A 26,660-nucleotide genomic window follows, 5' to 3' on the forward strand; every position below is an offset into this window, starting at 1 on the left:
TGAAATGGGCATCTCATCGGCATTTCCCCGGACGCAGCAATGGGCAGGTTGAACAGTACTCAGCGGGTTCGGTGGCCAGGTAATAAAAGCAACAGGTTCGGCGAAAGCGAATGCTGCGCTGCCCATCCTCCACCAGCGTCGGCGGTCGGCGGAAATGGCTCAGCGGGTTGTAATCGAGGCCGAACAGCGCAGGCTCGGCTTGGGTCAGCAACCAATTGAAATCCGCTTCGTAGCGCTCGCGCACAGAAGGGTCGTCGATTTTTGCCATGCGTTTTTCATACAGCGAATACACGCGCACGGCGGTGTTTTCCCAGAGGATGCGGCGGGAGACGCCAGTAACGCGATTGAAGGTTAGCCACAACGGTTTCAGCATCCCGGCAAACAGCGCCTGCACGAGCGTTTCTCGCCAGGCCTCGCGTTCACCCTCCCCATAAGTCAGTGGCCGACCGTGTATCAGCGGCATCGAAGACGTCCACACCCCCTCATCGTGACCGTATTCGATCACCGTGTTATCCAGGGACATTTGCAGCCCTTTGTCGTACACCGACATCGCGTACAGGCAGGCGCCGGTCGCCAGAAACGACAGGCGCTTGCCCAGCAGCGAGGCCGTGATCGCCCGGGTCGGCGAGCCGATCACCGGGCCCAGCGCATCCAGCAGTTGCTCGCACACGTCTTCCTGCAACAAGTCCCGGGCCATCAGCGAACGCAACGGGTCGCGCTCGTTGCCTTCCTTGAGCCGCAAGCCGCCGGACAACAGCGCCCACTCCGACACCGTGAAATGACAGGCCAGGCTCATTGCGGCAACTCCCGGCCAAACGGTATGCACAGCGGCGTTCCAAAGAACGGATCGGGAATGATCCGGCAATTGAGGTCGAACACGGTTTTGACCAGGGTCTCGGTCAACACCTCGTCGGGCCGCCCCTGGGCGAAGGCCGTCCGGTTGTGCACCGCCACCATGTGGTCGGCGTAACGACAGGCCAGGTTGAGGTCGTGCAGCACCATGATGATGGTTTTGTTTTCGAGCCGGTTGAGGTCGCGCAGCAGGTCCAGCACCTCGATCTGGTGCGCCAGGTCGAGAAAGGTGGTGGGTTCGTCAAGCAGCACGATACCGGTGTCCTGGGCCAGGGTCATGGCGATCCACGCGCGCTGGCGTTGCCCGCCGGACAGCGCGTCCACCGGTCGGTCCGCCAGTGTCTGCAGACTGGTTTGCGCCAGCGCGCGGTTGACCATGGCTTCGTCTTGCGCCGACCACTGTTGCATCCAGCTCTGATACGGATAACGCCCCAGCGCCACCAACTGCCTGACGGTGATGCCCTCCGGCGCGCTGGGGGTCTGGGGCAAAATGGCCAACTCCCGAGCCACGGCGGCCGTGGACTTTTGCTGGATATCCACACCGTTGAGAATCACCGAGCCCTGCTGCGGTTTGAGCAGTCGGGCGAAAGATTTGAGCAAGGTGCTTTTGCCGCAGCCGTTGCTGCCGATCAATACCGAAATCCTGCCCTGGGGCAGTTGCATGTCCAGCGCGTCAATAATCACCTGGCGCTGATAACTCAGGGTCAGGCCGCGACTTGCAATCGACGTCATACGTTGAATTCCTTAATGACGCTGTTTGATCAACAAATAGAGAAAAAAGGGTGTGCCCAGCACGGCGACAAAAATCCCGGCCGGCAGATCCAGCGGCAAAAACAGTACACGCCCGGCGAGGTCGGCCAGCACCACAAGATTTGCCCCGACCAACGCCGCCATCACCGCCTGACCACCGAAACCCGGGGTCACCAGACGTTTGGCAATGTGCGGCGCAATCAGCCCGACAAACGCAATCGCCCCGCCCCAGGCAATCGCCGCACCGGCCAATGCCACGCTCACCAGCAACAAGCCGGCGCGCAGCCACTGCACGCGCACGCCGATGCCTTGGGCCAGAGAGTCATCCAGTTGTTGCACCATCACCTGCCGGGCCAGCAGCACCAGCAGCGGGCAAATACCCAACAACCAGCGCCCCAGCGCCAGCGGTTCCGGCCAACTGGCGCCATACACGCTGCCGGTCAGCCAGACATAAGCCGACAGGGTCGTGGTCAGCGGACTGAAGACCAGAATGAAGGTGGTCGCGGCGGTCAACATCGCGCTGATGCCGACCCCGATCAACACCAGGCGCAGCGGTGAGGCCCCCTGTTTCCAGGCCAGCAGATAGATCGCCAATGCCGCCAGTCCGGCACCGAGCATCGCCGCCAGCGGCAGATACTGTTGGCCCAGTGCGACAGAAAAAAACGACAGATACAGCACTGCCGCCGCACTGGCGCCGCTGGTGATACCCAGCAGGTCAGGTGACGCCAGCGGGTTGCGGATGATGCTTTGCAGAATCAGCCCCGACACCGACAACGCCGCCCCCACCAGCGCCGCCAGCAGCATGCGCGGAAAGCGCAGTTGCTCGACGATGAACGTCAGGCTGGAGTCCTGGCTCGACAGCAAAATGCGCAGCACCTGCAATGGCGACAGCATGACTTTGCCCAGCGACAGCGAGGCGAGCATGATCAGCGCCGTCACCATCAGGGCTGCCAGCAAGCGCCACAACGTGGCGACATTGATCCGCCGGGAAAACACGCTGCGGCGCCAGGTCAGGACCTTATCCATAACGACCTCCGCGCCGGGCCAGCAGAATGAAAAACGGTGCGCCGAACAACGCCGTCATTACACCCACAGGCACCTCCTGCGGCAGGATCAACACTCGCGACAAGGTATCGGACAGCAGCAGGACAATCGCGCCGAGTAGCGCACTCCCCGGCAGCAACCAGCGATAATCGATGGACAAGCCCTTGCGCACCATGTGCGGCACCAGCAAACCGATAAACCCGATGCTGCCGGCCAGTGCCACGGCACTGCCCGCCAGACAGACCACCAGCACGCTCATCAGCAGCCGGATCAAACCGGTTCGCTGACCCAAACCGGTGGCGATCTCCTCGCCGGCGTTAAGCACGTTGACCTGCCCCGCCAGCAACATCGCGCCGAACAATCCGAGTACGCCACACATCAGCAGTGGCGCGGCAACCGACAGGCTGCGCTCGGTCAACGAGCCCGCCAGCCAGAACAGCACCGTATCCAGGCCATCCTGATTGACCACCAGCAACGCCTGGCTAAATGCGGAGAACAACGCCGCCATCGCCGCTCCCGCCAACACAATGCGCAACGGGCTGAGACTGCCCTGCCCCATGTTGCCGATCAGCCACACCAGGCTGCCGGCCACGGCCGCGCCGATGAACGCACACCACAACCAGGCATCCGGGGATGACAGAGAAAACAACGAGGAACACAGGATGATAAAAAAGGTCGCGCCGGCATTGATCCCGAACAAACCGGGGGACGCCAGCGGATTGCGCGTCAGTGCCTGCATCAAGGCCCCCGCCACGGCCAGGCTCGCGCCCACGGCCATCGCCATCAAGGTGCGCGACAGGCGTGTGGTGGTCACCAGCACATGGCTGACGCTCAGCGGGTCGGGGTGCACGAAGGCTGCGGCAATTTGCGAAAGCGGAATCCAGGTCGCTCCGACTGCCAGGCTCAGCACACTGCTGAGGATCAACACGACCCCGGCACAGCACAGTTTCAAACCATTGCTCATCCGGCCAGGTCCGCCGTGACCAGCCGCGCAACGTCATCGAGCATCAGGTTCGCACCGAGCATCCCGCCCGACAGGCTCCAGGCCACTCCGTCGACCCGCCACACCTGCCCCTGTTGCGGCGCTCGCATTTGCTGCCACAGCGGATGCCGCACCAGGCTTTCATAATTTCGTTGCACTGCCGGTTTCTCCGCACGCAAGAAGACAAAGAAAATGTCGGCATTGACCACCGCCAGACTTTCCTTGCTGGTGAGTTTGATCGATACCCCGCTCGCCGCCCGACTGGCCTCACTCCAGCCGAACCCCAGTTCAGTGACTACCGAACCTGGAAAACTGGCCGGCAAATAACTGCGGATATGGTCTTCGCGGACATCCAGAATCGACACCGTCGGCGGCCAGCGCCCGGCAAACTTGTGCTGCAGTTGCTGGCGCAGTTGTGCCGTGCGCAACTGCCATCGGGCCAACACCTCGTCGGCCCGCTGCTGGCGGTGCAGGGCCAGGCCCATCAACGTCAGGGTCTTTTTGAATTCGAACACCTCCTCCAGCATCACCACCGGGGCGATCTGCTTGAGCAAGGGTGCGATGCGCTCATGACGAAAGCGCGAGGCGACGATCACGTCCGGCTTGAGCAGCGCGATGTCCTCAAGGCTCGGCTGGGTTTCCAGCCCGACATGGGGCACCGGCTCCAGCGCCGAGCGCAGATAGCGATAGGTGGGCTTTTCACTCCAGGAATCGACGATGCCGCACGGTGTAATGCCCAACGCTACGGCGCTGTCCGTGGCACCCTGAAACAGGGTGATCACCCGCAGCGGCGCGGCGTCGGCCCGAGCCCACGCCGATGGGGTATACCTCAGCGCAAGCACGCCCAGGGAAAGGCGCAGCAGCGTGCGCCTGGAGGGCGTGTTGACCTGTTCGTTCTTGAGCGGGTAAGTGAGGCTGGGCATGCTCTTGTCCTCTGCAATCGATGCATGACACAACTCGGCAGCGCCCTTCCCTGTGGCGCAACGCACGGTTGAATCGATTCAGAAGTCGACGGTTGCCGAAAGGAGGTAGGTTCGTGGAGTCGCGAGCGTCAATCCAGGCTCGCTGTCATCCGAGGCCCCGGCAGAACTCCAGTAACGCTTGTCAGCCACGTTCTCGACATTGGCCCGCAGGGTGATGTTCTTTTCCTCGACCTTGAAGGCGTAGCGCGCGCCCACGTCGAAACGCGTCCAGGCATCGATTTCCTTGTTATTGGACTGGTCCAGATACTGCGAGCTGGAATAGATGCCGCGGCTGGTCAGGGTCAGGCCTTGTACATTCGGCACGTCCCACTCGGCACCCAGGTTGACGTTGTATTCAGGCGTGGCGGGAGCGCGGTTGCCGTCAAAAGTGCCCTTGGTGGTATTGGTCAGCTCGCTGTCGATGTACATGACGCCGCCGAGCAGGCGGAAACCTTTGAGTGGCTCACCGAACACACTGACTTCCACACCCTTGTTTTCACGTTTGCCGTTCGGGCCGAAAACCCGCGTCGTGGCGTTGGTTTCATAGGCCGGCTGCTTGATCCGGAACACCGCGGTGGTGATGGCGAATGCACCCGCATCATATTTGGCGCCGACCTCGACCTGCCGACTGATGAACGGCGGGAAGATCTCGTCTTCGTTCACCGAGGTCGACGGCGCGATCTTGCCCTGGCTCAAGCCTTCCATGTAGTTGGCATACAACGAGAGCTTATCGGTGGCCTTGAACAGGATGCCGCCCGATGGCGAAACCTTTTCCTCATCGTAGGCCGTGTCGCCTTTGACATTATCCGTCCAGTCGTCGACCTGAACTCGCTGCCAGCGGGCGCCGAGGGTCAGCAGTACCCGATCGTCGAAGAAACCCAATGTGTCGGACAACGCCACGCTGCTGGAGCGGTTCTCGGTATACACCTCGGAATCGAGTCGCGTGGGGGTAATGGGTGTCGGTGTTTGCACCGGGTTGTAGATGTTGCTCGGGGCGGCGGCGTAACGGGCGCCGCCGTTTTCGAAGTCCATGTAGAAATAGCTGGCCGCCAGGTTGATTTCATGGCTCACCGGACCGGTATGGAACCAGTTTCGCACCCCGACGTTGGCCGTGCGGACATTTTCGTCTCGGGTGAAGTCACGTGGCAGAACGCTGAAATTACCCGCGTTGTTGGTGACCGCTACGGCGTGCCGGAGGAAGTCATGATTACTTTTACGCGCGCCCGCACCGGCGTACACCATGACGGAATCGCTGACATCGTACTCGCCGGTCACCGTACCGAAGGTGTCCTTGGTCCGCGCCTTGCTCCACGGCTGCGCATAGTTGTGGCGAACATCGCTGGCATGGGGAACCTGGGCGTTGGCGCCCACCTGCACGCGTTCCTGCGGGGCGTCGGTGTCACGCTCGTTATGTCCGACGTCGGTCGAGAGCCGCAGGCGTTCACCGCGAAAATCCAGGCCCAGCACCGCCATCTCGCGGTCAACGCTCTGGTGATCCCATTCGGTGTCGCCGGACTGCTTCACGCCGTTGAAACGAACACCGAACATGTCCCCCTCACCAAAGCGCCGACCGATGTCCACGGCCCCGCCGACCTGGCTATCGGAAGCATAGTTGCCGGTAAACGACGTAATGGGCACGTCGGTGGCGCGCTTGGGCACCACATTGATCCCGCCACCCACGCTGCCCCGCGGCGAGATGCCATTGATGAGCTGGCTCGGGCCTTTGAGGATGTCGACGCGGTCGGCCATCTCCATATCAATGGTGTAAGTCGGCAGGATACCGTAGAGACCGTTGTAGGAGACATCACTGTTGAACAGGCTCATTCCGCGAATGGTGAACTGCTCATACCGCCCACCCGCCGGGTTGGTGGCGCGAACCGAGGGATCGCTGGCGACGAGGTCGCCCAAGGTACGCGCCTGCAGGTTTTTCACCAACTCACTGGTGTAGGTGGTCTCGCTGAACGGCGTCTCCATGAAGTCTTTCGAGCCCAGCAAGCCTTGCGATCCACGGCGTGCGACCTGCCCGCCGACATACGGATCACCGTGCGCCGTGTCCGCCGTCGCATAAATGGAGGTAGCGCCCAGTTGCAGGGTGCTGCCTGTTGGCGCCGGGGTCAGCATGTACGCCTGTTCGCCCACCGGCAGCAGTTGCAGACCGGAACCCTGTAGCAGTTGGGCGAAGCCCTCCTCCACCGCGAAGTCGCCGGAAAGACCGGGGCTGGTGCGCCCGCTCACCAGTGCCGGGTCCACTGACAGATTGACCCCTGCCAGCCCCGCGAAACGGGTCAGCGCAGCGTCGAGGCTACCGGCTGGCACCTGATAGCTGCGGCGCGGCGCGTCTTCGGCCCAACCGGCAGTGATGAACAATGGACAGGCACTCAGGCTCAACAACAGACTCAAGTGCAACAACGGGCGCAACCTGGATGGAGCCGGACGCATACTGCAAGACATCACTGCGGGCATTGTGAATCTCTCTGATTTCGTTTCACTTACCTTGAAAGACAAGCGGCACGAAAAAAGGGGACACGCTTTAAACACTATTTTTTCGCGGTACCAGCGTTACCCAATAACGCGTACGCGAATGCACTTCCAGTGGCAGGCTGGCCGCCAACAGAGCCAGAACGCGATCGGTGTCTTCAAGGCGGAAACTGCCGGTGATGCGCAGCGATTCCAGCTCTGGCGCCCAACGCAATACACCCGGACGATAGGTGCCGAGTTCACGCAGAAAATCCCCCAGGGGCTGGTTCTGCGCCATCAACACACCGTCACGCCAGCCTGGGGCCAGCACGTCGAATGGCTCCACGGCACCGGCACCCGCCGCTTGAAGGCCGACCTGCTGACCGCCGCGCAACGAAAAGACCGGCCCGCGCAGAGGCTGCAACTGCACCGCGCCGTTGAGCACTGACACTTTGCAACCCGCCTGCCCCTGACGAACACACACCTCGCCCTGACTGACGACCACCTGCCCGAAGCGCGTGAAAATCGTCAGCGGCGAGGCCCCGGGCACATTCAGTGCAATTTCGCCTTCCACGAGGGTCAGGCGCCGGTGCTTCAGGTCGATATCGACGGCACTGGCAGTATTCAATTGCACAGAGCTGCCATCGGCCAACCGGACTTTTTTGCTTTCCCCGGTGGCGGTCCGCAGGTCGGCACTCCAGGCGTCCAGAGGCAACTGTCGACTGATCAGCCAAGCGGTCGGCAGCAAAGCCACCGCCCCGACAGCGCGTTTGAGTACCGTACGTCTACTGGCTTGTGGCCGGTCCAGACTGGCCATGGCAAGGGCCGATGGCAAGTCGGCAAAGCGTTGGCGCAAGAGTTGCGCTTTCTGCCAGGCTTGCTCGTGACTGGAATGACTATCGCGCCAGCTCTGCAGCTGCGCCCGGTCCTGCTCATTAGCGCAGCCGGACTCCATGAGGGCCAGCCACTGCGCGGCGACCCGCACGACTTGCCGGGCCTGAGCCGAAGGTGCCGAACCGTTCACATGTCCACCAGCAGGCAATGTTCGTAGGCTTGAGCCATGTAGCGCTTGATCGTGCGTTCCGATACTTGCAGTCGCTCGGCAATCTCTTGATAGCCCAGGCCTTCCAGCTGACTCAAGAGAAACGCCCGGCGTACCGGGCCCGGTAATCCATCGAGCAATTCGTCCAGGGCTTGCAGGGTTTCCAGCAGGATCCAGCGTTGCTCGGGGGACGGCACGCAGTCCTCGGGCAGCAACGCCAATGCATCGAGATAGGCTTGCTCCAGGCTGCGGCGCTTGTAGAAGTTGGCCAGCAGCCGCTTGCCGACTGTCGCCAGGTAGGCGCGAGGCTCTTGCAGGTCGGCGATGCGCTGAGAGCTGGCGAGCAAACGAACAAAGGTATCCTGGCTCAGATCCGCCGCGTCGCTGCCATTGCCCATGCGTCGTCTCAACCATCCTTCGAGCCAGCTCCGGTGATCGCGGTACAGGTCGTGGAAGGTTTGCTCCGGCGGCATCGCTGCATCACTCATCTAAAGAAACCCTGCGCGAAGAAATATTTTAAATGCGACTCATTCTAATTAGTGTTGAGAGGTCAAACCAAGCCCTTTGTGCGATTCGCACCCGGTAAATGCTTGAATAATTGGATGACAGGCCGATATTTCGGCCGCGCGACGCCGGCTTATCGAGGCTGCGGATTATTGAGGGGGAGTTTTCAAGAGACAACGGAATTCACTGGCCATCCGCGCGTGGTCGGCGGATGCGAAACCGTGAGGGTCGTGAGGAAGTAGAAAAAGCCAAATCGCAGAAACAAAAAACCCCGGTCTTTCGACCAGGGTCTTTGCTATCGACTCGAAGTAACCAGTGGCTTCTTCGTAGCTCCAAGGCGTTCAGTGGGCCTCGGGGCAGATATGGCGCAGCGGACGGGACTCGAACCCGCGACCCCCGGCGTGACAGGCCGGTATTCTAACCGACTGAACTACCGCTGCGTATCGCTTTGAGCTGACGCTCAAGTAACTTGTCTGATTGAAAGCTCCGAGACTTTTCAATCTCTCTTTCAATCTCGAATCAAGGCATGCCTGACTCGGAAAATATGGCGCAGCGGACGGGACTCGAACCCGCGACCCCCGGCGTGACAGGCCGGTATTCTAACCGACTGAACTACCGCTGCGCGTCGGTGGAGGCATTTCAGCCTACCTCTTGCTTTCGCAAGTATCTCGGAAGTGGTGGGTGATGACGGGATCGAACCGCCGACATTCTGCTTGTAAGGCAGACGCTCTCCCAGCTGAGCTAATCACCCGTTTGCATCTCCGAGGCCGCGAAATTTACGCAGGTAGCGAACCTAAGTCAATAGCAGGATTGAAGTTTTTCTGAAAAAGACAAAATTATGTATGTGCAGCAAGTGCGCTTTCGCGAGCAAGCCCGCTCCCACAGGGGAATGCATTCCAAATGTGGGAGCGGCGGTGCGACGATTCGACTTGCTCGCGAAAGCAGCACATTCAACATCAATCCCGGAGCTTACTCGCTGTAAATCATCTTCTTGGTCATGCCGCCATCGACCACGAATTCCTGGCCGGTGACAAACCCGGCATTCCTCGACAGCAGCCAGGCCACCATCGCCGCGACATCCTCGACCTTCCCCACCCTGCCCGCCGGATGCTGGGCATGATCGGCCTCGGTCAAGGGTTCGGCACGTTGCACCGAGGGGTCGCGCGCATCGATCCAGCCAGGACTGACGGCATTGACCCGGATCTCCGGGCCAAGGCTGATGGCCAACGCATGCGTCAGGGCCAACAATCCGCCCTTGCTCGCCGCATAGGCCTCCGTGTCGGGCTCCGACTGCCCGGCGCGGGTCGAGGCCAGATTGACGATGGCGCCGCTGTGAGCGCGCAGATACGGTGCACAGTGCTTGGCCAGCAACATCGGCCCACTGAGGTTCACCGCCAACACCCGATTCCAGTGAGCCAGATCGAGGCTTTCCAGGGTGATGTTGTGCGGATCGGCAACCGCTGCATTGCATACCAGCGCATCCAGGCGCCCGAACTGACCGAGCACCTCGGCTACGCCCAGCGCGACTTGCCCCTCGTTGGAGACATCCATGGCGATGAACCAGGCGTTGTCGCCCAGCACTTTCGCCACTTTCGAACCGCGCTCACGGTCCAGATCCGTCAGCACGACTTGCCAGCCTTCGCTGATCAGCCAGGCCGAAATCCCCAGGCCAATACCCCGCGCAGCACCGGTCACCAGCGCTACGCGGCCATTTGAGCCGGTGGCCGGCGCAGACAACTCGATCACAACGCAGCCAGGCCGCGTGCCAGATCGGCTTGCAGGTCCGCCACGTCTTCCAGGCCGACCGCAACGCGGATCAGGCTGTCACGAATGCCCGCCGCTTCACGCTCTTGCGGCGCCAGGCGACCATGGGAGGTGGTGCTCGGATGGGTGATGGTGGTTTTGCTGTCACCCAGGTTGGCGGTGATCGAAATCAGGCGCGTGGCGTCGATAAAGCGCCAGGCGCCCTCTTTGCCGCCCTTGACCTCAAAACTGACGACCGCACCGAACCCCTTCTGCTGGCGCAGCGCCAGTTCGTGCTGCGGATGGCTCTTGAGGCCGGCGTAATGGACTTTCTCGATACCGTCCTGCTGCTCCAGCCACTCGGCCAGTTGTTGGGCGTTGGCGCAATGGGCCTTCATCCGCAGGTTCAAAGTTTCCAGGCCCTTGAGGAAGATCCAGGCGTTGAACGGGCTCAGGGTCGGCCCGGCGGTGCGCAAGAAACCAACCACCTCTTTCATCTGCTCGCCGCGACCGGCCACGACACCGCCCATGCAACGACCCTGGCCGTCGATGAATTTGGTGGCCGAGTGCACGACGATGTCCGCGCCCATTTTCAGCGGCTGTTGCAGCGCCGGGGTGCAGAAGCAGTTATCGACCACCAGCATCGCGCCTTTGGCGTGAGCGATTTTCGCCAGTTCGGCAATGTCCACCAACTCGGCCAGCGGGTTGGACGGCGATTCGACGAACAGCAATTTGGTGTTGGCCTTGATTGCCGCGTCCCAGCCGGACAAGTCCGCCAAGGGCACGTAATCGACTTCGATACCGAAACGCTTGAAGTACTTCTCGAACAGGCTGATGGTCGAGCCAAATACGCTGCGCGACACCAGCACGTGATCGCCGGCGCTGCACAGGCTCATCACCACCGCCATGATCGCGGCCATGCCGGTCGCGGTGGCCACGGCCTGCTCGGCGCTTTCCAGCGCGGCAATGCGCTCCTCAAAGGCACGCACAGTCGGGTTGGTGTAGCGCGAGTAGACGTTGCCCGGCACTTCGCCGGCAAAACGCGCGGCGGCATCGGCGGCGGTACGGAATACATAGCTGGAAGTGAAGAACATCGGATCACCGTGTTCACCTTCCGGCGTACGGTGCTGACCGGCACGTACGGCCAGGGTATCGAACGCTACGCCTTCGAGGTCGCTGTCCAGCCGACCGGCATCCCAATCCTGACTCATGCTGTCACTCCTTGCCTTGCTCTTGATAGATAAAAGTCTTTTTGCCAGATACAAAACCGGCCCCTCAGGGCCGGTAGTTACTCAGTTGTTGTACAGATCGATGATCGCACTGACTGCCTGCGTCTTGACCTTGGAGGCATCGTTGCGTGCCTGCTCGATCTTGTTCAGATAAGCCTCGTCGACGTCGCCGGTGACGTACTGGCCGTCGAACACCGCGCAATCGAACTTGTCGATCTTGATCTTGCCGCCCCCGACCGCTTCGATCAAGTCAGGCAAGTCCTGATAGATCAGCCAGTCGGCGCCGATCAGGTCTGCCACGTCCTGGGTCGAACGGTTGTGGGCGATCAGCTCGTGAGCGCTCGGCATGTCGATGCCGTAGACGTTCGGGTAGCGAACCGCTGGCGCCGCGGAGCAGAAGTAAACGTTCTTGGCGCCGGCTTCGCGGGCCATCTGGATGATCTGCTTGCAAGTGGTACCGCGAACGATGGAATCGTCCACCAGCATCACGTTCTTGCCGCGGAATTCCAGCTCGATGGCGTTGAGCTTCTGGCGTACGGATTTTTTCCGCGCGGCCTGGCCCGGCATGATGAAGGTCCGACCGATGTAGCGGTTCTTCACGAAGCCTTCGCGGAACTTCACGCCCAGGTGGTTCGCCAGCTCCAGGGCCGCGGTGCGGCTGGTGTCCGGAATCGGGATGACCACGTCGATGTCGTGATCCGGACGCTCGCGCTGGATCTTCTCGGCGAGTTTCTCGCCCATGCGCAGACGGGCCTTGTAGACCGAGACGCCGTCGATGATCGAGTCCGGACGCGCCAGGTAGACGTGTTCGAAGATGCACGGGGTCAGGGACGGGTTGGTCGCGCACTGACGGGTGTACAGCTTGCCCTCTTCAGTGATGTAGACCGCTTCGCCCGGTGCCAGGTCGCGAATCAGGGTGAAGCCGAGCACGTCCAGGGAAACGCTTTCCGAGGCGATCATGTACTCGACGCCTTCGTCGGTGTGACGCTGGCCGAAAACGATCGGGCGGATGCCGTGCGGGTCGCGAAAGCCCACGATGCCGTAGCCGGTGATCATCGCTACGACGGCATAACCACCGACGCAACGGTTGTGCACGTCGGTGACGGCCGCGAAAACGTCTTCTTCGGTCGGCTGCAACTTGCCGCGCTGGGCCAGTTCGTGCGCGAACACGTTGAGCAGTACTTCCGAATCGGAACTGGTGTTGACATGGCGCAGGTCAGATTCGTAAATCTCCTTGGCCAGTTGTTCAACATTGGTCAGGTTACCGTTGTGCGCCAGGGTGATGCCGTAAGGCGAGTTGACGTAAAACGGTTGAGCTTCAGCCGACGTCGAGCTGCCCGCGGTTGGATAACGCACATGGCCAATACCCATGTGACCGACCAGGCGCTGCATGTGACGTTGCTGGAACACGTCACGCACCAGGCCGTTGTCCTTGCGCAGGAATAACCGGCCATCATGGCTGGTCACGATACCGGCAGCGTCCTGGCCGCGGTGCTGGAGGACGGTTAGCGCGTCATACAGCGCCTGATTGACGTTCGACTTACCGACGATACCGACGATGCCACACATGCGACGCAACCCCTACTTAATGGATCTGAACTGAGCACTACTCACTGAGGCGTTTTGGCCATCGGCAAGAGTTGCTCCTTGAACGGAATATCAGCGGGTACGCTGATTCCGCTGGCAAGCCACTGACTGCTCCACCCGAGGATCAGGTTCTTGGACCAGTCTGCAACCAATAGAAATTTTGGCACGAGCTGTGACTCTTTCCACCACCCGTCCTGCTGTACCGGCCCCAGGCTCAACAGCCCGACGGCGATAACCACCAGCAACCCGCCACGCGCGGCGCCGAAGGCCATGCCGAGGAATCGGTCGGTCCCGGAGAGCCCGGTGACGCGAACCAGTTCGCCGATAAGATAATTGATCATTGCGCCTACGATTAAAGTGGCGACAAACATGATGGCACAGCCCGTTATTATACGTGCCGATGGCGTTTGAATGTACCCGCCGAGGTACTCGGACAGTGAGCCACCGAACATCCAGGCTACGACTCCTGCGATGATCCAGGTCAACAGCGACAGTGCTTCCTTGACGAAGCCGCGGCTCAGACTGATCAATGCGGAGATGGCGACGATTGCAACGATCGCCCAGTCAACCCAGGTAAATGGCACAGTGCAGCCTACAGACGGATAAGGCGGCGCATTTTAGCAGAGCCCATGCTTATCGGTAAGCTGCGATTGTCAGTGCATTTCATATCGGGGCGATAGTTTTAGCCACGTTCCGGTTGAAAGCGCACCACAAACCCCTTGAGGTTCTGCTGGCGGTTGAGCAAGTCACGCAGCCGGTCGGCTTCGGCACGCTCGATCAGCGGCCCGACAAACACCCGGTTTTTGCCGTCGGCGGTACGGATGTAGGCGTTGTAACCCTGGCTGCGCAGGGTTTTCTGAAGTTTTTCCGCGCTTTCACGGTTCGACAGGCTGGCCAGTTGCACCGACCAGCTGACAGACAAACCATTGGCATCGACACGGCTTTGCGTGGTGTCCGGCTTGCCCGGTGCTGCGGTGATCGGCTGGGCAGGCGCCGTTGCAGGCTTAGCCGCCAAAGCCGGGACCGGCGCGGGTGCAGCCGGCTTGGCTGCTGGCGCTGGAACCGCAGGCGCTGGAGCCACCGGAACAGCTGGCACCGCCGATTCCTGCTGGGCGATTTCGTCATCGCTCGGCACAGGTTCCTGAGGCAGGGCTTGCGGCTCAGGCACCGCCACGGGCTCGACCTGTACCTGGGGCATCGCCGGCGCCTGCGGAGCCGCGGGCGCTTCGACCGTCACCTGGCGCTGTTCGTCCTGGCGGGAAAACAGCATCGGCAGAAAAATCACCGCCAGCGCGACCAACACCAGGGCGCCAACCATGCGCTGTTTGTATGCCTTATCCAGCAATGCCATTTGCCGCTTCCTCCGTGGAGCGCCGGGCCAGCCACTCAAGGGCCTCGGCGACACAATAAAATGATCCGAACAACAGGATTTCGTCGTCGCTCGTGGCCTGCGCGCACTGCCCTTCCAGGGCGGCCGCGACACTGTCGTATGACGTGACCGACGCACCAAGACCTTGCAACGCGGCGTGCAAATCCGCAACCGAACGCGCCCGAGGCGAATCCAGAGGTGCGACAGCCCAGTGCTGGACACTAGCATTCAATTCACCGACAACACCACCCAGGTCTTTGTCCGCCAGCAACCCGAACACCGCCAGACGCTTGCCGACCGGCGGGCGGCTGGCCAGGCGACGAGCCAGATACTCCGCCGCATGGGGGTTATGCCCCACATCCAGCAATAGATTCAAGCGCTTGCCTTGCCACTCGAACTCACGGCGATCCAGGCGACCGACCACCCGGGTGGCCCGTAGCGCCTCGATAATCTGCGCATCCGCCCAAGGCAAGCCGAGCAGCAGGTAAGCCTGCAACGCCAGCGCGGCATTTTCCATCGGTAGATCGAGCAGTGGCAGGTCGCGCAGCTCCACCACGCGCCCTTGCCCATCGACACCGCGCCATTGCCAGTTGTGATCGGTCACACCGAGGTCAAAATCGCGCCCACGCAGGAAAAACGGGCAATTAAGCTCGCGCGCCTTGTCCAGCAGAGGTTGTGGAGGATTCAGATCGCCGCAGAGCGCAGGCGCGCCCTGACGGAAAATACCGGCCTTCTCGAAGGCCACGGACTCCCGGGTATCACCGAGGTAATCCGCATGATCGACACCGATACTGGTGACCAGCGCCATGTCGGCGTCCACCACGTTGACCGTGTCCAGGCGACCGCCCAGACCGACTTCCAGCACCACTGCATCGAGCCCGGAGCGCTGGAACAGCCAGAATGCCGCCAGGGTGCCCATTTCGAAGTAAGTCAGGGAAGTGTCGCCGCGCCCGGCCTCTACCGCGGCAAAGGCCTCGCACAGCTCGGCATCCGTGGCTTCGACGCCATTGACTGTTACCCGCTCGTTGTAACGCAGCAGGTGTGGGGAGTTGTAGACCCCCACTTTCAAGCCCTGGGCCCGCAGCAAGGACGCCACGAACGCACAGGTGGAACCCTTGCCGTTGGTCCCGGTGACCGTGATCACCCGAGGTGCCGGCTTGCCCAGTCCCATACGGGACGCTACCTGCTGCGACCGCTCCAGGCCCATGTCGATGGCTGAAGGGTGCAACTGTTCAAGGTAGGCGAGCCATTCGCCAAGGGTACGTTGGGTCATAGGCTGGCGGGTACCGGTGGAACCACGATCGGCTCGATAGGGGCAGCAACGAACTTCGGCGTCGGCAGGCCCATCATTTGCGCCAGCAGGTTGCCCAGACGCGGACGCAGCTCCTGACGGTCGATGATCATGTCGATGGCACCGTGCTCCAGCAGGAACTCGCTGCGCTGGAAGCCTTCCGGCAGTTTCTCGCGCACGGTTTGCTCGATCACACGCGGACCGGCAAAACCGATCAACGCCTTCGGCTCGCCGACAATCACGTCGCCCAGCATCGCCAGACTCGCGGAAACGCCGCCGTAGACCGGGTCGGTCAACACGGAGATGAATGGGATGCCTTCTTCACGCAGACGGGCCAGCACCGCGGAGGTCTTGGCCATTTGCATCAGGGAAATCAGCGCTTCCTGCATCCGCGCACCGCCGGAAGCGGCGAAGCAGATCATCGGGCAACGTTTTTCCAGGGCGTAGTTGGCGGCGCGAACGAAACGCTCACCGACGATGGCGCCCATCGAACCGCCCATGAAGGAAAATTCGAACGCCGAAACCACGACCGGCATGCCCAGCAAAGTGCCGCTCATGGAAACCAGTGCGTCTTTTTCGCCAGTCTGCTTTTGTGCAGCGGTCAGGCGGTCCTTGTACTTCTTGCCGTCGCGGAATTTCAGACGGTCAACCGGTTCCAGGTCTGCACCCAGCTCGGCACGGCCTTCAACATCGAGGAAGATGTCGATACGGGCGCGGGCGCCGATACGCATGTGATGGTTGCACTTGGGGCAAACGTCCAGGGTCTTTTCCAGCTCCGGACGATACAGCACAGCCTCGCAAGACGGGCATTTGTGCCAAAGACCTTCAGGCACCGAGCTCTTCTTGACCTCGGAACGCATGATCGAAGGGATCAGTTTGTCTACTAACCAGTTGCTCATGCTTTCTTTCTCCAGTACCGGCGGCCCGAACGCTCTGGTTCGCGGCCCCGTGTATGCCCTAGCGCTAAATTCATGTGTGCGGCGATGATCAGTGAATGGCCGGGTCAGCGAAACGTGACCTGCGTACCACCCCATGACCCTCAGCCGTTTTGTACAGTGCAGTGGACGGCGGCAGACTGCCAGCCGTCACATCAACGGGTGCTACCGCGTACCGCTTTGATAAATGCCTGAATCCTTGCGTGATCCTTGATGCCCTTGCTCGCCTCAACCCCGCCGCTGACATCCACGGCATAAGGCCGAACGCGCGCAACCGCCTCGGCGACGTTATCCGGCGTCAGACCGCCCGCCAGAATGACCGGCTTGCTCAGGCCTTGCGGTATCAGTGACCAGTCAAACGCCTCCCCGGTTCCTCCGGGAACGCCTTCGACATAGGTATCGAGCAAGATTCCGCTGGCGCTGGCATAAGCATCGCAGGCCGCTGCGATGTCATCACCGGCCTTGACCCGCAATGCCTTGATGTACGGCCGGTGCCAGCCTTCGCACTCAGCGGCGGTTTCGTCGCCATGGAACTGCAACAGGTCCAGCGGCACCGCGTCGAGGATTTCCCCCAGCTCGCAACGGCTGGCATTGACGAACAAGCCCACGGTGGTCACGAACGGCGGCAGCGCCTTGATGATCGAGCGCGCCTGCTGGACCGTCACCGCACGGGGGCTTTTGGCGTAGAACACGAATCCGATGGCATCCGCCCCGGCCTCGACGGCTGCCAACGCATCCTCTATGCGGGTAATCCCACAGATCTTGCTGCGAACGGCTGACATGTCGATACAACTCCAAGACAAATCCGGGAAAGTCCCGGATGGTAACAAAAGCGTTCGAGGGCGTCAGCCGCCAAGTTCCGAGAAGCCGGTCAGGAAGTGCGGACCGATGTAGCGCTCGGGCAACTCGAACTCGTCACGGTACTCGACCTGAACCAGATACAAGCCGAATGGATGCGCGGTCACGCCACCGGTCCGTCGAATCCGGCTCTCCAGCACCTCTTTCATCCACTCCACCGGCCGCTCTCCGGCGCCAATGGTCATCAGCACACCGGCAATGTTGCGCACCATATGATGCAGGAAGGCGCTGGCGCGAATATCCAGCACGATCATCTTGCCGTGACGGGTAACGCGCAGGTGATGCAATTCCTTGATCGGCGACTTGGCCTGGCACTGACCGGCGCGAAAAGCACTGAAATCATGGGTGCCGAGCAGGTACTGGGCGGCCTCGGCCATGCGCTCGACGTCCAGCGGACGGTGGTTCCAGGTCACCTCTTCGTTCAAGTGCGCCGGGCGGATCTGATCGTTGTAGATCACGTAGCGATAACGCCGGGCAATGGCCTTGAACCGCGCATGGAAATGCGCCGGCATGACCTTGGCCCAACTGACACTGACGTCATGGGGCAAGTTGATGTTGGCGCCCATGGTCCAGGCCTTCATCGAGCGCTCGACCTGAGTGTCGAAATGCACCACCTGTCCGCAGGCATGCACCCCGGCGTCGGTACGCCCGGCGCACATCAGCGAAACGGGCGAGTCGGCGACTTTGGACAAGGCGTTTTCGAGGGTTTCCTGCACGGTGAGCACCCCGGACGCCTGGCGCTGCCAGCCGCGGTAGCGCGAGCCTTTGTATTCGACGCCCAGCGCGATCCGGAAAAAGCCGTCGGCTGCCATTTCGGCGGCCGGGTTATCTATATTTGCCAAGGAGGGACAGCCTGATGATGTACCAAAGGCGGGCATTATAAGGCCGCCGGGCGGGGATGCCAGAGAGTTCTCCATTGACTGTCCCGGCCTCATCGCGGGCAAGCCCGCTCCCACAGGTTTTGTGAACGACATAAATCTCTGTGGGAGCAGGTTTGCCCGCGATGAGGCCCAAGCAAACAACATCCATTAATGAGCCAAACAAAAACGGCAGCCTCAATGGGCTGCCGCTTTTTTTCAACCTGCCGATCAATCAAGCCAGGCGCGAAAGCATCTCCTCGGCTTCACTCTTCTGCTCGGCACTGCCTTCGCTTACCACCTCATTGAGGATGTCGCGAGCACCGTCGCTGTCGCCCATGTCGATATAGGCCTGAGCCAGATCGAGCTTGGTAGCGGCTTCGTCAGTGCCCGAGAGGAAGTCGAAGTCATCATCGCTATCCAGCGCGGCATCAGCTTCGGTAAAGGTCGGCTCGCCGATGCTGTTGGACAAGCTCTCCAGTTCGGCGTTGACATCATCCAGCTCTGCCGCGAACGCATCCGGCGCGTCCAGTTCCTCGGCCAGCGACAGATCGAAATCAGCCGGCAACTCCAGATCATCCAGCGCGACCTCAGGAACAGCCGGGGTTTCGGCAACCGGGAAATCCTTCACGCCCTCATCCAGATCCAGCAGGAAATCGTCTTCAGCCAGCATCGCCGGCGACGGTTGCGCACCGAGATCCAGGTCGAGGTCGAAGTCCGACAGATCGTCGAGGTTTTCCTTGATTTCAGTCTGCTGCTGCAACACCGACTCAAAGCTCAGATCGTCGTCCAGCGGGAACTCACCAAGGTCTGGCAACGCCGCCACTTCAGGCTCCGCTGCAGGTGCAGGTGCAGGCGCCAAAGGCGTAATCGCGTCCAGATCATCCAGGCTCAGGTCGAAGGCGCTGTCGAGGTCATCCTCGAACGGTGCCGGTTCTGGCTCTGGCGCCGGTGCTTGCGGCTCATCGAGCAACAGTTCCTTGACGTATTGCGCGTCCAGCTCGGCAGCAACGGCGGCCGCGGCGATGCCACCGGCAGCCACCAGCGCCATGGCCGGGAAGCGATTTTTGAGTTTTTCAACCTGGGCGAAGTTGTCGCCATTAGCCACCAACTGACGCTCCTGGCCGACGAACGCATCGCGGTCGCCTTGCTGGCCGTAGACTTCCATCAGTTTCAAGCGCAGATCGCTGCGCTTGGGCTCTTGCTTGACGCCGTCCTCCAGCAACGCGGCGGCCTGGTTCAGGCGACCGGCATTGATGTGCGACTGAGCCTGACCCAGCACGTCGTCGGAACGCTCGGCAGCCGGCGCCACCAATGGCGCGGCGATCGGCGTGGTCATCACCACCGGAGCAACCACCGGCGCTGGCGCGGGAGCAGGCGTCGGGGCAGTCGCCAGCTTCACGCTCGGCGGCGGAACTTCCAGGCCTTCGAAGCTGCTTTCCGGCAAGTCGAAATCGGCCGAGAACGGCTGATCTTCGGCCAAGGCACGGGCCATGCGCAGATGTTTCTCGGCTGCTTGCTGGGCTTTGCGTCGACGCGCCAGCAACAGCAGCAGGAGCAGGAGAATCACCGCACCGCCACCGACCAGGCCCAGCAGCAGCGGATTGGTCAGCAATTCATTGAACTTCTGATCGTCAGATGCCGCCGGTGTCGCCTCGACGGGCTTCTCGGCTGGCGCCGGCGTTGCCTCAGGGGCAGGCGCAGCGGCAACCGGTGCAGGCGCTGCCTCCGGGTTGGCAGCCAGCTCGGCCGACATTGCCGGCGCGGTCGCAGCCGCTGGAGCAGCCGCAGCGCCCTCGGTTTGCAACTTGGCCAGTTGGTTGTTCTTCAACTCGATCAGGCGCTGCAGCTTGTCTACCTGGCTTTGCAGATCGGCCATGCGGCTTTTCAGTTCGGCGTTATCACGACGACTGGTGTCGAGGCTTTCCTGGGTCACCGCCAGCTTATTGCTGAGGGCCTTGGCATCTCCGGCAGCCCCTTTGCCAGGGTTCTTGCCGGACTCGGCAGACACCAGGCTCAACTTGTCGGTGGCCGCTTGCGCCGGAGCACCCTCGGTACGAGCGCGATTGGTGGCGTCGAGCTGTTGCTGCCCTGCCCCGGGTTTCGCCACATAGCGGCGACCCTGGCGCCAGGCCTTGTTCTGTGCGGCCACTTCGGCAATGGCCTTGGCTTGCGGCAGGCCAGTGCTCTGCACCTGGTCCGGCATGCGCAGCACCTGGCCGGTTTTCAGGCGATTGATGTTGCCGTCGATAAAGGCATCCGGGTTCAACGCCTGGATGGCCAGCATGGTTTGCTGGATCGAACCGCCATTACGCGCCTTTGCGGCGATTTCCCACAGGGTATCGCGCGGTGTGGTGGTGTATTGGGACGGTTTGGTCGCACCGGTGACGGGCGCGGCAACCGTCGACGTCGGCTGTGCAGCCGCTTCAGCGGTTTGCGGCGAGAATTTGGACGGATCGAGCAGCACACTGTAGTCGCGCAGCAAGCGGCCGTTCGGCCACATGACCTGAACCAGGAACTTCACCATGGGTTCGGAAAGTGGCTTGCTGGAGGTCACGCGCAGGATGCTTTTACCGCTGGCGTTGAGCACCGGGGTGAAGGTCAAGTCGTTGAGAAACGCCTGGCGGTCGACACCGGCCTTGGCGAAATCGTCTGGTGAGGCCAGGCTTGGTACCACTTCGGCGGCGGTGAGATCCTTGACATCGAGCAGCTCGATTTCCGCTACCAGCGGCTGGTTGAGCGTCGATTTCAGGGTCAACTCCCCGAGCCCGAGGGCATGCGCCATACCGGAGGACAGCGCCGAGGCGGCCGCTATTGCTAACACCAGTTTGCGAACTTGAACCATTAGCTCATCCTTAGTTTGAACATTCCTCGGCCAGCGAGAAGGTATTGATAGTCGCTGCCGTAAGGCATTGCACGCAACGGCGAGGGTCGTCGCGCGCGATCATTTCATTGATGCCCGGCAAAGCCCCGCAGAGTGGCTCTGCCTTCAGCACTCCGGCAAGCATAGGCTCGCGCGGAATCATTCGACAAATTGTTGCAAAGTATCTTTTACAGCAGGTCTTTTATCAACAACTCGGCCAGCTGCACAGCGTTGAGCGCCGCGCCTTTGCGTACGTTATCTGACGTCAGCCACAGATTAAGTTCCGACGTGTCGTCAATACCATGGCGAACCCGACCAACGTAGACCACATCCTGGCCTACCGCATCGCCCACCGGGGTCGGGTAGTCGCCGGCTTCCACCAGTTCGATGCCGGGAGCGTCTTCCAGGGCCGCATTGACTTTCCCCAGGTCGATTTCACTCGCGGACTGCAGGGTCACGCTATAGCTATCGCCAAAAAACACCGGGGCTTGAATGCAAGTGACGGAAATCTTCAATGAAGGCCGCGCCATGACCTGGCGCAGCTCACGCACCAGGCGTTTTTCCAGCAGCGTATGACCTTGCTCATCCGGTTTACCGACCTGGGCCAACAGGTTGAAGGCCATTTGCCGATCAAAGAATTTCGGCTCCAGCGGCCGCACATTCAGCAGTTCGGCGGTTTGCCGGGCGAGCTCGCTCACGGCTTCGCGGCCCTGGGCCGATACCGCCAGGCTGGCGGTCAGGCTGATGCGCTGCAAATCAAGCAAATCCATCAGTGGCGCCAGCACCACCGCCAGCGTGGTGGCCGACGGGCTTGGACTGCTGACCTGAAAGGGTTTGTTCAAGCCGGCCAACACCTGGGCATTGGCTTCAGGCACAACCTGTGGCGCCTTTTCGGCCGGCAGGGCACCGGAGAGATCGATAACCGAGCAACCGGCATCGCTCGCGCGGGAAGCGAAACTCAACGAAACCGCCGGGCCGGCGGCAAAGAATGCCAACTGCACCTTGCTGAAGTCGAACTGATCGACTTCCCGCACCCGCACGTTCTTGCCGCGAAACGGCACCGAACTGCCGGCCGACTCGCTGCTGGCCAACAGGTGCAGGTTGCCGATCGGGAAATCGCGCTCTTCGAGAATCTGCACGAGTGTTTCGCCGACAGTACCGGTGGCGCCGATCACGGCAATATCAATGGTCTGGCTCATGGGTTTTACCTCTGGCGAAACGGGGGGAGCGGCACTTTACCGGGTGGGTGGGATACAGGCAATTTCTGCCGGGGATTTGTAGTGTCTGTACCGGCCTCATCGCGAGCAAGCTCGCTCCCACAGGGGGTACGCATTCCAATGTGGGAGCAAGCTTGCTCGCGATGACGGAATATCAGGCAACCCATAAACATCAGGTTGCCGGGAATAAAAAACCCGCGCCTCTTGCAAGGCGCGGGTTCTTTCATTGCTTTAGTCGATTAACGCTCGAGCAGGATCCGCAGCATGCGACGCAGCGGTTCGGCCGCGCCCCACAGCAACTGGTCGCCGACGGTGAACGCGCCGACAAATTGCGAGCCCATGTTCAGCTTGCGCAGACGACCAACCGGGATGTTCAGGGTGCCGGTGACCTTGTTCGGGCTCAGCTCCTGAATGCTGGTTTCGCGGTTGTTCGGCACCAGCTTGACCCAAGGGTTGTGCTGGCTGATCAACCCTTCGATATCAGCGATCGGTACGTCTTTGTTCAGCTTGATGGTCAGCGCCTGGCTGTGGCAGCGCATGGCGCCGATGCGCACGCAGATGCCATCTACCGGGATCGGGCTCTTGAAGCGACCGAGGATCTTGTTGGTCTCGGCCTGGGCCTTCCACTCTTCGCGGCTCTGACCGTTCGGCAGTTCCTTGTCGATCCACGGGATCAGGCTGCCGGCCAACGGTACGCCAAAGTTTTCAGTCGGGTAAGCGTCGCTGCGCATGGCTTCAGCCACACGGCGGTCGATGTCGAGGATCGCGCTGGCCGGATCGGCCAGTTGATCGGCAACAGCGGCGTGGGTCGCGCCCATTTGCTTGATCAGTTCACGCATGTTCTGCGCGCCGGCACCGGAGGCCGCCTGATAAGTCATGGCGCTCATCCACTCCACCAGGCCAGCTTCGAACAGGCCACCGAGGCCCATCAGCATCAGGCTGACGGTGCAGTTGCCGCCGATGTAGTTCTTGGTGCCCGCGTCCAGTTGCTGGTCGATGACCTTGCGGTTGACCGGATCCAGAACGATCACCGCATCATCCTGCATACGCAGGCTGGAAGCGGCGTCGATCCAGTAACCCTGCCAGCCGGCTTCACGCAGCTTGGGGAAGACTTCGCTGGTGTAGTCGCCACCCTGGCAGGTCAGAATCACGTCGAGGGTTTTCAGCTCTTCAATGCTGTAAGCGTCCTTGAGCGGAGCAATGTCCTTGCCCACGGACGGGCCTTGGCCACCGACATTGGAAGTGGTGAAAAACACCGGCTCGATAAGATCGAAATCCTGCTCTTCCAGCATCCGCTGCATGAGCACGGAACCGACCATGCCGCGCCAACCGATCAGACCTACACGTTTCATCGCAACTACACCTTCTTGAAATGTGGACCGCTGCCTTGTCTTGAATTTGGCAGCGGGCCCGAGAGATTACAGATTCCGCAGCGCGGCGACTACTGCGTCACCCATTTCCTGCGTACCGACTTTAGTGCAACCGGCCGACCAGATGTCACCGGTGCGCAAGCCCTGATCCAGCACCAGGCTGACGGCTTTCTCGATGGCATCGGCCGCGGCCTGCTGGTTGAAGCTGTAACGCAACATCATCGACACCGACAAAATGGTCGCCAGCGGGTTGGCGATGCCCTTGCCCGCGATGTCCGGGGCCGAACCGTGGCACGGCTCGTACATGCCCTTGTTGTTGGTGTCCAGGGACGCCGACGGCAGCATGCCGATGGAACCGGTGAGCATCGAGGCCTGGTCGGACAGGATGTCGCCGAACATGTTGTCGGTAACGATCACGTCGAACTGCTTCGGTGCGCGCACCAGCTGCATCGCGGCGTTGTCGACGTACATGTGGCTCAGTTCGACTTCAGGATAATCCTTGGCCACTTGTTCGACCACTTCACGCCACAGTTGGCTGGAGGCCAGTACGTTGGCCTTGTCCACCGAGCACAGCTTCTTGCCACGAACCATGGCCATGTCGAAACCGACACGGGCGATGCGGCGGATTTCGCTTTCGCTGTACGGCAGGGTGTCATAGGACTGACGCTCGCCGTTTTCCAGGGTACGGGTACCACGAGGCGCGCCGAAGTAGATGCCGCCGGTCAGCTCGCGAACGATCAGGATGTCCAGGCCGGCCACGATTTCCGGCTTCAGGCTGGAAGCCTCGGCCAGTTGCGGGTACAGGATCGCCGGACGCAGGTTGCCGAACAGGCCCAGTTGCGCACGGATTTTCAGCAGACCGCGTTCAGGGCGGATGTCACGTTCGATGGCATCCCATTTCGGGCCGCCAACGGCGCCCAGCAACACGGCGTCGGCCGCGCGGGCACGCTCCAGGGTCTCGTCGGCCAACGGCACGCCGTGCTTGTCGATGGCAGCGCCACCGATCACATCAAAGCTCAGCTCGAAACCCAATGCGAACTTGTCGCTGGCCAATTCCAGCACCTTGACCGCTTCGGCCATGATTTCCGGGCCAATACCGTCACCTGGGAGAATCAGAATCTGCTTGCTCATGCTTTCCTCATGTCATCAGTCGGTGCGCCTTGGGCGCACCCGGAAAAATTCTATCGCTCGGCCATCAGTACCAGCACATCCGTACTGAACGAACTATCGGCCTCAATCTCAAAATATTCGCGTACTTCATTGCCCATCGACTGCTGCAACTCGCGGATCGCCGCGCGCATCACTTGCGGTGTGCGCATGCGCTCGACCCAGCTGTTGTATTCCAGGCGCAAGCGCTGACGGGTGGTACTGCGGGTGTGCAGCCCCGCCTCGCTGACCTGGCGCAACCACTCGCCAGCGGAATAATCGCGCACATGGCTGGTATCGCGCAGCACTTCGACGCTTTGCAGGTAAGTGTCGAACAGCGGGCTACCCGGTGACAACACGTCGACGAACGCGGCCACACCGCCCGGCTTCAGGACTCGACGCACCTCCCGCAGGGCCGCGCCCAGGTCGCTCCAATGGTGCGCCGAATAGCGGCTGAAGACGAAATCGAATTCGCCATCGGCGAACGGCAGGCGCTCGGCGGCACCGTTGACCGTGGTTACGTTGCTCAAGCCACGGTCGACAGCAGCGGCAGCGACCACGTCGAGCATTTGCTGCGACAGGTCGTAGGCCACCACCTCTTTCACCAATGAGGCTACGTGAAAACTCACGTGACCTGCGCCGCACCCCAGATCCAGGACCCTGGCCTCGCCCTGCCCCGCCAGTTCGGCCTGTAGCAGCGCGAATTCGGTGCCTTGAGCGTGTACGGCGCTGCTCAGGTAGGCCGAGGCCTGTTCACCGAATTGCTTCTGGACTACCTGGCTGTGTCGGGCGGTGCTGGTCATGGGGACTTCCTTTTTGGGGTGAGTCTTGGGGGTGTCTGTTCTGGCCTCATCGCGAGCAAGCTCGCTCCCACAGGTTTTGTTTACGCCGCAAATCCAATGTGGGAGCGAGCTTGCTCGCGATGGCGTCATTACGCCTTACGCAAATTCAAGCGTCGCGAAACAACCAAGGCTGGCTCGCACGATGTTTGGCCTCAAATGCCGCAATCGCATCGCCGTCCTGCAAGGTCAGGCCGATATCGTCCAGGCCGTTCAACAGGCAATGTTTGCGAAACGCATCAATCTCAAAGCTCAACACCTTGCCATCCGGACGGGTCACGGTCTGGGCCTGCAGGTCAACCTGCAACTGATAGCCCGGATTAGCCTCGACCTGCTGGAACAGTTCGTCGACTTCGGCGTCGCTCAAGATGATCGGCAGCAAGCCGTTCTTGAAGCTGTTGTTGAAGAAGATGTCGGCATAGCTCGGCGCGATGATGCTGCGGAAACCGTACTCTTCCAGCGCCCACGGCGCGTGTTCACGGCTGGAGCCGCAACCGAAGTTCTCGCGGGCCAGCAACACGCTGGCGCCCTGGTAACGTTCGGCGTTGAGGACGAAGTCCTTGTTCAGCGGACGCTTGGAGTTGTCCTGGTAAGGCTGGCCCACATCCAGGTAACGCCATTCATCGAACAGGTTCGGGCCAAAGCCCGTGCGCTTGATCGACTTCAGGAACTGCTTCGGGATGATCTGGTCGGTGTCGACGTTGGCACGATCCAAAGGCGCGACAAGACCAGTGTGCTGGGTAAAAGCTTTCATGCTGCGCTC

At 61.3% G+C, this 26,660-nt stretch carries 23 protein-coding genes and 3 tRNA genes; all 26 read right to left on the reverse strand.

All coding sequences use genetic code 11. The features are described 5' to 3' along the window. Positions 1–13: 13 nt before the first annotated feature. The 26 genes from ABIE16_RS11755 to leuD all read right to left on the reverse strand — a co-directional run bounded on the left by ABIE16_RS11755 (position 14) and on the right by leuD (position 26,651). Positions 14–796 (reverse strand): IucA/IucC family C-terminal-domain containing protein, encoded by a 783-nt coding sequence (locus tag ABIE16_RS11755; RefSeq protein ID WP_429521213.1) that lies wholly within the window; start codon positions 794–796, stop codon positions 14–16. Further along, positions 793–1,584: an ABC transporter ATP-binding protein gene (locus ABIE16_RS11760; RefSeq protein WP_218496556.1), complete on the reverse strand. Its 792-nt coding sequence runs from the start codon at positions 1,582–1,584 to the stop codon at positions 793–795. The genes ABIE16_RS11755 and ABIE16_RS11760 overlap by 4 nt, the downstream gene beginning before the upstream one ends. Before the next feature lie 12 nt (positions 1,585–1,596). Next, a complete protein-coding gene (locus tag ABIE16_RS11765; protein WP_429521214.1) occupies positions 1,597–2,628 on the reverse strand; it encodes a FecCD family ABC transporter permease in 1,032 nt (343 codons plus the stop codon). Then, positions 2,621–3,610 carry a FecCD family ABC transporter permease gene (locus ABIE16_RS11770; RefSeq protein ID WP_429521215.1) on the reverse strand — a complete coding sequence of 330 codons (990 nt, stop codon included), beginning with the start codon at positions 3,608–3,610 and terminating at the stop codon, positions 2,621–2,623. Before ABIE16_RS11770 ends, ABIE16_RS11765 begins: the two co-directional genes overlap by 8 nt. Continuing rightward, a complete protein-coding gene (locus ABIE16_RS11775) occupies positions 3,607–4,551 on the reverse strand; it encodes an ABC transporter substrate-binding protein (protein ID WP_429521216.1) in 945 nt (314 codons plus the stop codon). The genes ABIE16_RS11770 and ABIE16_RS11775 overlap by 4 nt, the downstream gene beginning before the upstream one ends. Before the next feature lie 78 nt (positions 4,552–4,629). Continuing rightward, a complete protein-coding gene (locus ABIE16_RS11780; protein ID WP_218496561.1) occupies positions 4,630–7,053 on the reverse strand; it encodes a TonB-dependent receptor in 2,424 nt (807 codons plus the stop codon). Positions 7,054–7,120: 67 nt separating this feature from the next. Next, complete coding sequence (locus ABIE16_RS11785) at positions 7,121–8,071, reverse strand: FecR domain-containing protein (protein WP_429521217.1); 951 nt, start codon at positions 8,069–8,071, stop codon at positions 7,121–7,123. Then, positions 8,068–8,577 (reverse strand): sigma-70 family RNA polymerase sigma factor, encoded by a 510-nt coding sequence (locus tag ABIE16_RS11790; protein WP_218496564.1) that lies wholly within the window; start codon positions 8,575–8,577, stop codon positions 8,068–8,070. The genes ABIE16_RS11785 and ABIE16_RS11790 overlap by 4 nt, the downstream gene beginning before the upstream one ends. Positions 8,578–8,956: 379 nt before the next feature. Then, positions 8,957–9,033: transfer RNA gene (locus ABIE16_RS11795), tRNA-Asp, on the reverse strand. A 105-nt stretch (positions 9,034–9,138) separates the two neighbouring features. Further along, positions 9,139–9,215: transfer RNA gene (locus ABIE16_RS11800), tRNA-Asp, on the reverse strand. Between the two features lie 53 nt (positions 9,216–9,268). Continuing rightward, a tRNA-Val gene (locus ABIE16_RS11805) sits at positions 9,269–9,344 on the reverse strand. Between the two features lie 218 nt (positions 9,345–9,562). Beyond that, positions 9,563–10,339 carry an SDR family oxidoreductase gene (locus ABIE16_RS11810; protein ID WP_057715567.1) on the reverse strand — a complete coding sequence of 259 codons (777 nt, stop codon included), beginning with the start codon at positions 10,337–10,339 and terminating at the stop codon, positions 9,563–9,565. Further along, a complete protein-coding gene (locus ABIE16_RS11815) occupies positions 10,336–11,547 on the reverse strand; it encodes an O-succinylhomoserine sulfhydrylase (RefSeq protein WP_057715568.1) in 1,212 nt (403 codons plus the stop codon). The genes ABIE16_RS11810 and ABIE16_RS11815 overlap by 4 nt, the downstream gene beginning before the upstream one ends. 81 nt (positions 11,548–11,628) lie before the next feature. Further along, a complete protein-coding gene (purF, locus tag ABIE16_RS11820) occupies positions 11,629–13,134 on the reverse strand; it encodes an amidophosphoribosyltransferase (RefSeq protein ID WP_095943671.1) in 1,506 nt (501 codons plus the stop codon). 41 nt (positions 13,135–13,175) lie between these two features. After that, positions 13,176–13,736: a CvpA family protein gene (locus tag ABIE16_RS11825; RefSeq protein ID WP_007975669.1), complete on the reverse strand. Its 561-nt coding sequence runs from the start codon at positions 13,734–13,736 to the stop codon at positions 13,176–13,178. A gap of 98 nt (positions 13,737–13,834) precedes the next feature. Then, on the reverse strand, positions 13,835–14,503 hold the full coding sequence (locus tag ABIE16_RS11830; RefSeq protein ID WP_057715569.1) for an SPOR domain-containing protein: 669 nt from the start codon (positions 14,501–14,503) through the stop codon (positions 13,835–13,837). Next, positions 14,487–15,794, reverse strand: coding sequence for a bifunctional tetrahydrofolate synthase/dihydrofolate synthase (gene folC, locus ABIE16_RS11835; protein WP_090454226.1), 1,308 nt, complete (start codon positions 15,792–15,794; stop codon positions 14,487–14,489). The genes ABIE16_RS11830 and folC overlap by 17 nt, the downstream gene beginning before the upstream one ends. Beyond that, positions 15,791–16,711: an acetyl-CoA carboxylase, carboxyltransferase subunit beta gene (gene accD / locus ABIE16_RS11840; RefSeq protein WP_008047319.1), complete on the reverse strand. Its 921-nt coding sequence runs from the start codon at positions 16,709–16,711 to the stop codon at positions 15,791–15,793. The genes folC and accD overlap by 4 nt, the downstream gene beginning before the upstream one ends. Before the next feature lie 191 nt (positions 16,712–16,902). Next, positions 16,903–17,529 (reverse strand): phosphoribosylanthranilate isomerase, encoded by a 627-nt coding sequence (locus ABIE16_RS11845; protein ID WP_218496566.1) that lies wholly within the window; start codon positions 17,527–17,529, stop codon positions 16,903–16,905. A gap of 63 nt (positions 17,530–17,592) precedes the next feature. After that, positions 17,593–18,417: a tRNA pseudouridine(38-40) synthase TruA gene (truA, locus tag ABIE16_RS11850; protein WP_032829430.1), complete on the reverse strand. Its 825-nt coding sequence runs from the start codon at positions 18,415–18,417 to the stop codon at positions 17,593–17,595. Between the two features lie 280 nt (positions 18,418–18,697). Beyond that, positions 18,698–21,307 carry a FimV/HubP family polar landmark protein gene (locus ABIE16_RS11855; RefSeq protein WP_429521218.1) on the reverse strand — a complete coding sequence of 870 codons (2,610 nt, stop codon included), beginning with the start codon at positions 21,305–21,307 and terminating at the stop codon, positions 18,698–18,700. Between the two features lie 206 nt (positions 21,308–21,513). Continuing rightward, entirely contained in the window at positions 21,514–22,524 is a 1,011-nt protein-coding gene (locus ABIE16_RS11860) for an aspartate-semialdehyde dehydrogenase (RefSeq protein ID WP_429521219.1), read from the reverse strand. A gap of 257 nt (positions 22,525–22,781) precedes the next feature. Continuing rightward, positions 22,782–23,894 carry an aspartate-semialdehyde dehydrogenase gene (gene asd, locus ABIE16_RS11865; protein ID WP_057715575.1) on the reverse strand — a complete coding sequence of 371 codons (1,113 nt, stop codon included), beginning with the start codon at positions 23,892–23,894 and terminating at the stop codon, positions 22,782–22,784. A 66-nt stretch (positions 23,895–23,960) separates the two neighbouring features. After that, positions 23,961–25,043: a 3-isopropylmalate dehydrogenase gene (gene leuB / locus ABIE16_RS11870; RefSeq protein WP_102668756.1), complete on the reverse strand. Its 1,083-nt coding sequence runs from the start codon at positions 25,041–25,043 to the stop codon at positions 23,961–23,963. 50 nt (positions 25,044–25,093) lie between these two features. Beyond that, positions 25,094–25,861 carry a class I SAM-dependent methyltransferase gene (locus ABIE16_RS11875; RefSeq protein WP_429521220.1) on the reverse strand — a complete coding sequence of 256 codons (768 nt, stop codon included), beginning with the start codon at positions 25,859–25,861 and terminating at the stop codon, positions 25,094–25,096. A 145-nt stretch (positions 25,862–26,006) separates the two neighbouring features. Further along, positions 26,007–26,651, reverse strand: a complete 645-nt coding sequence (gene leuD / locus ABIE16_RS11880; protein ID WP_015095895.1) for a 3-isopropylmalate dehydratase small subunit — start codon at positions 26,649–26,651, stop codon at positions 26,007–26,009. Positions 26,652–26,660 lie beyond the last annotated feature (9 nt).

The organism is Pseudomonas sp. 2725, assembly GCF_050434585.1.
Taxonomy (GTDB): Bacteria; Pseudomonadota; Gammaproteobacteria; order Pseudomonadales; family Pseudomonadaceae; genus Aquipseudomonas; species Aquipseudomonas jessenii.